This window comes from Streptomyces sp. HSW2009, from assembly GCF_040240285.1.
In the GTDB taxonomy this organism is placed as follows: Bacteria; Actinomycetota; Actinomycetes; order Streptomycetales; family Streptomycetaceae; genus Streptomyces.
In genome coordinates, this window is the sequence record NZ_JBEHZD010000369.1 from 1 (window position 1) to 8292 (window position 8292).

At 71.2% G+C, this 8292-nt stretch carries 7 protein-coding genes; 5 read left to right on the top strand and 2 right to left on the bottom strand.

Translation table 11 applies throughout. The features are described from left to right. Positions 1-384 precede the first annotated feature (384 nt). Positions 385-1137 carry an MBL fold metallo-hydrolase gene (locus tag AAHZ94_RS23565; RefSeq protein WP_349994992.1) on the top strand — a complete coding sequence of 251 codons (753 nt, stop codon included), beginning with the start codon at positions 385-387 and terminating at the stop codon, positions 1135-1137. A gap of 201 nt (positions 1138-1338) precedes the next feature. On the opposite strand, the gene AAHZ94_RS23570 is transcribed toward AAHZ94_RS23565, so the two are convergent. Beyond that, positions 1339-2700: a PTS transporter subunit EIIC gene (locus AAHZ94_RS23570; RefSeq protein ID WP_349994994.1), complete on the bottom strand. Its 1362-nt coding sequence runs from the start codon at positions 2698-2700 to the stop codon at positions 1339-1341. Between the two features lie 751 nt (positions 2701-3451). After that, complete coding sequence (locus AAHZ94_RS23575; protein WP_349994995.1) at positions 3452-4678, bottom strand: PTS transporter subunit EIIC; 1227 nt, start codon at positions 4676-4678, stop codon at positions 3452-3454. 160 nt (positions 4679-4838) lie between these two features. Between AAHZ94_RS23575 and AAHZ94_RS23580 the strand changes: the two genes are divergently transcribed. The 4 genes from AAHZ94_RS23580 to rdgB all read left to right on the top strand — a co-directional run bounded on the left by AAHZ94_RS23580 (position 4839) and on the right by rdgB (position 8099). Next, positions 4839-5123 (top strand): PTS sugar transporter subunit IIB, encoded by a 285-nt coding sequence (locus AAHZ94_RS23580; RefSeq protein WP_349994996.1) that lies wholly within the window; start codon positions 4839-4841, stop codon positions 5121-5123. A 275-nt stretch (positions 5124-5398) separates the two neighbouring features. After that, positions 5399-6139, top strand: a complete 741-nt coding sequence (gene rph, locus AAHZ94_RS23585) for a ribonuclease PH (RefSeq protein ID WP_349994998.1) — start codon at positions 5399-5401, stop codon at positions 6137-6139. Positions 6140-6724: 585 nt separating this feature from the next. Continuing rightward, positions 6725-7138, top strand: coding sequence for a hypothetical protein (locus AAHZ94_RS23590; RefSeq protein WP_349995000.1), 414 nt, complete (start codon positions 6725-6727; stop codon positions 7136-7138). A gap of 358 nt (positions 7139-7496) precedes the next feature. Then, entirely contained in the window at positions 7497-8099 is a 603-nt protein-coding gene (gene rdgB, locus AAHZ94_RS23595) for an RdgB/HAM1 family non-canonical purine NTP pyrophosphatase (RefSeq protein ID WP_349995001.1), read from the top strand. Positions 8100-8292: the final 193 nt, after the last annotated feature.

Consider the following 8292-nt stretch of genomic DNA (forward strand, 5'->3'; position numbering starts at 1 on the left):
CCCCCCCCCCCCCCCCCCCCCCCCCCCCCCCCCCCCCCCCCCCCCCCCCCCCCCCCCCCCCCCCCCCCCCCCCCGTCGTCGTAGTCGTCGTACCGCCCGGGACCCGGTGCCGGGGTGGCGGTGCTGGGGCGGGGCGACACCCGAGTTGTTCCCCTCTCTCGAACAGGGCGGGGCGGGGCGGCGCCCGAGCCGTGCCCCTTTCTCGAACGCCCGCGCCCTTACCGGTGACATCGCACACAACGCGTGTGGGTGGAGGAGCGACCGGCCCTTTCGCGCCTTACGCTCGTGGGCACCGCATGACCCCCCGGTCTCCGCCCCCTGGGGTTCCCCATGCCGAGGGCTGGGAACTTCGGCGCGGCGTACCCCCAAGGAGGTTCCTGCTTCATGAAGCTCACCGTCGTCGGATGCTCGGGGTCGTTCCCCTCCGCGGAATCGGCCTGTTCGAGTTATCTCGTCGAGGCCGACGGCTACCGGCTGCTGCTCGACATGGGCAACGGCGCCCTCGGCGAGCTCCAGCGCCACTGCGGGCTGTACGACCTCGACGCCGTCGTGCTCTCCCATCTGCACGCCGACCACTGGGTCGACATGTGCGGCTATTTCGTGGCGCGCTACTACCGGTACGACGGTGGGCGGGCGGGCGCCATCCCCGTGTACGGGCCGGAGGGCACCGAGCGACGGCTGGTTGCCGCGTACGACGACGTGCCGGACGAGAAGTGCATGCGCGAGGTCTTCGACTTCCACACGCTGGGCACCGGCACCTTCAGGCTCGGGCCGTTCACCGTGCACGCCGCCCGGGTCTGCCACCCGGTGGAGGCGTTCGGCTTCCGCATCGAGTACGGCGGCCGATCACTGGTCTACTCCGGTGACACCGGCCCCTGCGACGCGCTCCACGAGCTCGCCCTCGGCTGTGACCTCTTCCTGTGCGAGGCCGCGTTCACGCACGGCAAGGAGGACATCCCCAAGCTGCACCTCAACGGCCGCCAGGCCGGGGTGCACGCGGAGCGCGCCGGCGTCGGACGGCTGCTGCTCACGCACATCCCGCCGTGGACCGATCCGCAGGTCAACCTGCGGGACGCGCAGGCCGCGTTCGACGGCCCGGTGGAGCTCGCCAAGGCGGGCGCGACGTACGAGCTGTGAGCACGGCGCACGGGGCGGGGGCCACCGCACTGCCGCGTACGCCGTGCTGACAGGCCCGCCCCGCCCGCGCGGCCGGCCCCCGTACCGGCCCCGGCTCGTACGGCTCGCCGCACAAAGCGAAGGTCCCCGAACCGCGGACGGTTCGGGGACCTTCGGGGTGCTGGACCGGGGGGTGGACCAGCGCCTTGGGGAGGGACGTCGTTACGTGGCGCTCTTGCCGTCGGCACCGGACTTGGTGTCCGTATCGCCGGCCGCGGCTTGCGCTGGCACCTCAGCGGCACGCTCGGCCTTGGCCGCCTTCCGCGCCTGCTTGCGCTCCTCGGCAGCGGCCTCGGCGGCAGCCTCGGCGGCGGCGTCGTCGAGGGAGTCCTCCGGCTCGCGGCCCGGGGTCGGGATGTTGAACTTGAGGATCGCGAAGCGGAAGACGGTGTAGTAGATCGCCGCGAACACCAGGCCGATCGGGATGATCAACCAGGCCTTCTCGCTGTGCGAGTAGCCGAGCAGGTAGTCGAAGAGGCCACCGGAGAAGGTGAAGCCGCTGCGGATGCCGAGCGCCCAGGTCAGCGCCATGGAGACACCGGTGAGGACGGCGTGGATGCCGTACAGGACCGGGGCGAGGAACATGAAGGAGAACTCAAGCGGCTCGGTGACGCCGGTGACGAAGGCGGTCAGCGAGATGGAGATCATCATGCCCATCACGGCCTTGCGGCGCTCGGGGCGGGCGCAGTGCGCGATGGCCAGACCGGCGGCCGGCAGGGCGAACATCATGATCGGGAAGAAGCCGGTCATGAACATTCCGGCCGACGGGTCGTCGTGGAAGTAGCGCGCGATGTCGCCGTTGTAGGTGGTGCCGTCCTTCGCGGTGTAGTCACCGAACTGGAACCAGGCGAAGGAGTTCAGCAGCATGTGCATGCCGACCGGGATGAGCAGTCGGTTGACCAGGCCGAATATGCCGGAGCCGATCGAGCCGTTGCCCGAGAGCCACTCGGCGAAGTTGTTCAGGCCGTCGCCGATCGGGGCCCACGCGTAGCCGAACGCCACACCGTAGATCAGGCCCGCGAAGGACATCAGGATCGGGATGAAGCGGCGACCGCTGAAGAAGCCGAGCCAGTCGGGCAGCCGGGTGCGGTGGTACTTCTCCCACAGCACGGCCGCGGTGATGCCGACCACGATGCCGCCGAGCACGCCCGGGTCCTGCGGCTTGCCGGTGACGTCGCTGACGAAGCCGGTCAGCACGTTCTTGTAGACGAGGAAGCCGACCAGGGCGGCGAACGCCGTGGTGCCGTCGGCCTTCTTCGCGAAACCGATCGCGACACCCACACAGAAGAGCAGCGCGAGGTTGTCGAAGAGCGAGTTGCCGGCGTGGGCGAAGATCTCGGCGAGCTTGTTCCAGCCGAGCCCGTCCTTGCCGAAGACGTCGTCCTGGCCGAGCCGGTTCAGGATGCCGGCGGCGGGCAAGGCGGCCACCGGAAGCTGAAGGCTTCGGCCGATCTTCTGCATGCCCTGGATGGCGCCTGCGCCCCGCTTCTTTGCGGGGCCCGCCGTGGCGGTGGCCGTACTCATGGGATTCCTCCTGGTGAGGCGGGCTCTCAGGGGGAATGCCCGCTTCCTGGCTTATCCACCTAAGTGGTTTAGACCATTTTTAGCACGGGCCTACCAGGGAAAGGAATCACCAATTTTCAGTGGACTGGACCACCCAGAGTGACTGGGGGCGATCACTGGTCCGGCCGTGTGGGCATGCTGTGGGGACCCCTTGTCGGGGCCGTGTGCGAAGGCCCGCGAAGGGCGGGTCCAAGGGGCGCACGGACACCCGGAAAGGTGTCGTCTTCGCTGCGATGTACGGGTCGAGCAAGGCATCCGGCCGCCCTGCGCGAGCGCGCGGCGCCATGGCGTACGGGCGTGGGGCCCGACCGTCGCGGTGAGCGTACGGTATGCGCGGCATAAGGTCGACGGGCGGCGCAGCGGCCCCCGGTCATCCGACGGGGCTCACCCCGGGCGGTCGACGGGGCGTCGGCACCGCCCCCGCACCGGAGGAACCGCCTCCGGTGGGCACAGGCCCACCAAATCGGGCACGGATACGGCCCCCGCGCATCGGTTGAGCCGCCACATAACGACCGGGTGTCAGTGTGGTCTCGGAACGCGCGGGCCGCCTCCGGTGGGGGTTTTACGGGGATTACGGGCGGACCTTGCTGCCCGTACCGCCCTCGCCCACGCGCCCTGCGCGCCCCGCCCGGCGCGCAGCCGCGCACCTCTTGGCCGCGCACCCCTTACTTCGCGTCCTCTTGCTTCGCGTTCTCCTGCTCCGATTCCCCGGCTACTTCACGTTCTCCTTCTCCAACTCCTCCGCATCAGACTCCCGGCCCGGTGTCTGGAGGTCGAAGCGGATGATCAGGAAGCGGAAGAGGACGTAGTAGACGACGGCGAAGCACAGCCCGATCGGGATGATCAGCCACGGTTTCGTGGCCAGCCCCCAGTTGATGAGGTAGTCGATCAGGCCGGCCGAGAAGCTGAACCCGTCGTGCACGCCGAGCGCCCAGGTCACCGCCATCGACACACCCGTCAGCACCGCGTGCACCGCGTACAGCGCCGGCGCCACAAAGAGAAAGGAGTACTCGATGGGCTCCGTGATGCCGGTGACCAGCGACGTCAGGCCGACCGACAGCATCATGCCGCTGACCTCCTTGCGCCGCTCGGGCCGCGCGCAGTGCGCGATCGCCAGGGCCGCCGCCGGCAGCGCGAACATCATGATCGGGAAGAACCCGGAGGTGAAGATGCCGGCGCTGGGGTCGCCGTTGAGGAAGCGGTTGATGTCGCCCTGGTACGTCTTGCCGTCCGGCGCCGTGTACTCCCCGTACTGGAACCACACGAAGGTATTGAGGAACTGGTGCAGGCCCACCGTCAGCAACGCCCGGTTGGCCACCCCGAACAGGCCCGAACCCCACGAGCCGAGCCCGGTCAGCCAGTCGCTGAAGTTCACCAGCGCATCGCCGACCGGCGGCCAGATCCACAGGCACAGCACCGCGAAGAGCAGCCCGCCGAACGACATCAGGATCGGCACCAGCCGCCGACCGTTGAAGAAGCCCAGCCAGTCCACCAGCTTGGTGCGGTGGTAGCGCTGCCACACGTACGCGCTCAGCATGCCGAGCACGATGCCGCCGAAGACGCCCGGGTTCTGCGGCTCGCCGTCGTCGGGGAACTGCGCCAGTACGTTGTGGTAGACGAGGAAGCCGGCGACCGCGGCGAGCGCCGTGGAGCCGTCCGACTTCTTCGCCATGCCGATCGCCACGCCCACGCAGAACAGCAGCGGCAGCCCGACCGACGGGTCGAGCAGCGCGCCGCCCGCGCCCGCGAAGACCTTGGCCACGTTCTCCCAGCCGAGGCCGTCCGAACCGAAGACGTCTTTTTGGCCGAGCCGATTGAGGATGCCCGCCGCGGGCAGTACCGCAATGGGCAGTTGGAGACTGCGGCCGAGCTTCTGCAAGCTCTGGAAGAAGGACGACGTCCAGCTCTTCCGCGGGGCCGCCGCGCTACTGACGCTCATGACCGTCCTCCCGGCGGCAGTTGGCACCGGCCGTTGCCGCATACTGGTGTAGACCACATGTCGTCGCGGCATGGGCACGCCCGCACCGCGCCGATGATCGCCATCCTTCGCTAAGTAACGGACATATGCCCGCGAAGTTGGTCTGAACGTGCGTTACGGTATGAAAAACGCTCGGCGGGACCGCCGAAGGGCCGAGAAATCAGGAGTGGACATGGCCAGCAAGGCTGAGAAGATCGTCGCCGGGCTCGGTGGCCTCGACAACATCGAAGAGGTGGAGGGCTGCATCACCCGCCTCCGCACCGAGGTCAGCGACGCTTCCCTGGTCGACGAGGCCGCCCTCAAGGCCGCCGGCGCGCACGGCGTGGTCAAGATGGGCACCGCCATCCAGGTCGTCATCGGCACCGACGCGGACCCCATCGCCGCCGAGATCGAAGACATGATGTGAGCCACGCCCCCACCGGCGTACGCTCCCCGGCCCACCCCGGCCACTGACCGAAACCCCACCCCGGCGCACCCCACCGGCACCCGGCCCCACCGGCGCCCGTCCGACCGCCCCCAGGTCCGACCGGCATCCGGCATGACCGGCAGCACCGGCCCCCGCGACCGGCACGGGCGACGGACACCACCCGGCGGGCCCACGGCGGGCCCCGTACCAGCGGCACCCAGCACGGGAACGCCGCACGGAACGGGGCCCGCCGCATTGCCGATAGGGTCGGCCCCATGTCTCGTATCGACGGCCGCACCCCCGAACAGCTCCGCCCCGTAACCATCGAACGCTCCTGGAGCAAGCACGCCGAAGGCTCCGTCCTCGTCTCCTTCGGCGACACCCGCGTGCTGTGCACCGCGAGCTTCACCGAGGGCGTGCCGCGCTGGCGCAAGGGCAGCGGCGAAGGCTGGGTCACCGCCGAGTACGCGATGCTGCCGCGCGCCACCAACACCCGCGGCGACCGCGAATCCGTCCGCGGCAAGATCGGCGGCCGGACCCACGAGATCTCCCGCCTCATCGGCCGCTCGCTGCGTGCCGTCATCGACTACAAGGCGCTCGGCGAGAACACCATCGTCCTGGACTGCGACGTCCTCCAGGCCGACGGCGGCACCCGCACCGCCGCCATCACCGGCGCCTACGTCGCCCTCGCCGACGCCATCGCCTGGGCCCACGGTAAGAAGCTCATCCGCCCCAGCCGCCAGCCGCTGACCGGCACCGTCGCCGCCGTCAGCGTCGGCATCGTGGACGGCGTCCCGCTGCTCGACCTCGCGTACGAGGAGGACGTACGGGCCGAGACCGACATGAACGTGGTCTGCACCGGTGACGGCCGCTTCGTCGAGGTCCAGGGCACCGCCGAGGGCGAGCCCTTCGCCCGCACCGAACTCAACGGCCTCCTCGACCTGGCCACAGCCGGCTGCACCGAACTCGACACGATCCAGCGCGCGGCGCTCGCGGAAACGGGCGACGGGGCGTAGGGCTTGTAGGAGGGGAGGGGGCTGCGGGCTGGGCGCCCGCGCCGGCAGAGCTGTCTGGGCTGTGTGGAATGTCTGGACTGTCTGGACTGCTTGTGGTGTCTGTGGTGCGCGGGTAGCCCGCTGTCTGCGTCGCCGGCGCCCGCCTTGTTCTCCTTGTTCGCCGCGCGCTGCCTGGCGCCCGGGTTGCCCGCTGCCTGTGTTGCCCGGCGTGCGGGTTGCCCGGCGTGCGGGCCGGGCGCCCCCGCTCTCGTCCCGGGCGCCCGTCCTCGGTCCGGTGTGGGTCCGGTGTGTCCTGGGGCCGGACCTGTGTGGGGCCCTCGTCCCGGGCCCCTCGTCCTGCGGGCCGGGCCGCCGGAGGACCCTCGTCCCCGGGCCCCTCGTCCCGGGGACGGCCCGACGTGGGACCCCGGGCGGACCCCCGGCGTGGTCCCTGGGGCGGGCCCCGATGCAGGCCCCGGATCGGGCCGTTGGCCGGTCCGTGACCATCGAGCAACCCTCGTCCGCGCGGCGGCGTTTAGTGAGGTGTCAGGCACGGGAACCCGCAGCGTCGGCCCCGTGCACACCCGCTGGGGAGGGGCCCGTCCCATGGCCATGCGCCGCCGGATCACCACCGCCATCACCGCCGTAGCCGCCGTCTCGCTGGCCGTGCCGCTGATGGTGGGCTGCAACAAGGACGACGTCGAGAAGGCCGTCGACTGCGCGGAGCTCGCGGTCGACATATCCGACAACATCGACGACCTCCAGCAGGCGCTGCTCAAGCGCGCCGTCATGGAGGGCACCGGCAACGAGAAGAAGTCCGACGAGGCCCTGGACGAGATCAACAAGAACATCGACGAGCTCGACAGGAAGACCGACAACCCCGACATCGACAAGGCCCTGGACCACCTCGACCAGGCCGTCGACAACGCCGCCAAGGCCGCAAAGAACGGCGAGAAGCCTGACTTCTCCCCCGTCGCCGACGCCGGCAGAGAGCTCGCCGGCGCCTGCAAGCCGGGCTGACGGGGGAGCGAGCCCGGGAGTGGGAGTGGCCCGGGTGAGGGGGGTGGGTGACCGGCGCGGGTGGGCCGGGCCCGGGCCTGGGTGGGTCGGGCCCGGGTGGGCAGGGCGAGCTGGGTGCGTTGGTCGGCCGGGCCCGGGTGGGGTGAGCCGGCCGGGCTGAGTGCGCGGAGTGGGCCGGCGGCCTGGGTGGGTTGGGTGGGCTGGGTGTGCCGGCGAACCGAGTGGGACGGGTGCGCGGAGTGGGCCGGCGGCCCGGCCGACTCGGGTACGCCGGTGGACCGAGTGGTACGGGCGGGCCGAGAGCGCCGTGTGCACCGAGTGCGTCGGGCGGTGCGTGGTGGGCCCGATAATCGGAGGCATGACACGCCTGATCCTCGCCACCCGCAACGCCCACAAGGTCGCCGAACTGCACGCGATCCTGAACGCCGCCGGCCTCGACGTCGAACTCGTCGGGGCCGACGCCTATCCGGAGATCCCGGACGTCAAGGAGACCGGCGTCACCTTCGCCGAGAACGCCCTGCTCAAGGCGCACACGCTGGCCCGGGCCACCGGGCTGCCCGCGGTGGCCGACGACTCGGGGCTGTGCGTGGACGTCCTCGGCGGCGCACCGGGCATCTTCTCCGCGAGGTGGGCCGGCCGACACGGCGACGACCAGGCCAACCTCGACCTCCTGCTGGCCCAGCTCGGCGACATCGACACCCCCCACCGCGCCGCCCACTTCGCCTGCGCGGCAGCCCTCGCCCTCCCCGACGGCACCGAACGCGTGGTCGAAGGCCGTCTGGAGGGCACCCTGCGCCACGAGCCCGCCGGCACCGGCGGCTTCGGCTACGACCCGATCCTCCAGCCCCTCGGCGAGTCCCGCACCTGCGCCGAACTCACCCCCGCCGAAAAGAACGCCATCAGCCACCGCGGCAAGGCGTTCCGCGAGCTGGTCCCGGTGGTGCGGGAACTGCTGGGCTGAGGGGGAGCGGGGCGGTGTGATCGGCTGGTGGTGGGGGCGCCCAGTGGTGAGCGGCGCGCGGCTGGGCCGGGAACGCGGTGAGGGGGGGGGCGGGGGGGGGGGCGGCCCCCCCCGGGGGGGGGGCGGCCCCCCCCCCCCCCCCGGTCCGCTGCCGAGGGGGCGGGCGCCGTGGGAACCACGTGCTCGCTGCCCG

What these genes read in the sequence shown, in the direction of transcription:
- AAHZ94_RS23565 (WP_349994992.1), top strand. Translation starts at nt 385, where the DNA reads ATGAAGCTCACCGTCGTCGGATGCTCGGGGTCGTTCCCCTCCGCGGAA.
- AAHZ94_RS23570 (WP_349994994.1), bottom strand. Translation starts at nt 2,700, where the DNA reads ATGAGTACGGCCACCGCCACGGCGGGCCCCGCAAAGAAGCGGGGCGCA.
- AAHZ94_RS23575 (WP_349994995.1), bottom strand. Translation starts at nt 4,678, where the DNA reads ATGAGCGTCAGTAGCGCGGCGGCCCCGCGGAAGAGCTGGACGTCGTCC.
- AAHZ94_RS23580 (WP_349994996.1), top strand. Translation starts at nt 4,839, where the DNA reads ATGAAAAACGCTCGGCGGGACCGCCGAAGGGCCGAGAAATCAGGAGTG.
- rph (WP_349994998.1), top strand. Translation starts at nt 5,399, where the DNA reads ATGTCTCGTATCGACGGCCGCACCCCCGAACAGCTCCGCCCCGTAACC.
- AAHZ94_RS23590 (WP_349995000.1), top strand. Translation starts at nt 6,725, where the DNA reads ATGGCCATGCGCCGCCGGATCACCACCGCCATCACCGCCGTAGCCGCC.
- rdgB (WP_349995001.1), top strand. Translation starts at nt 7,497, where the DNA reads ATGACACGCCTGATCCTCGCCACCCGCAACGCCCACAAGGTCGCCGAA.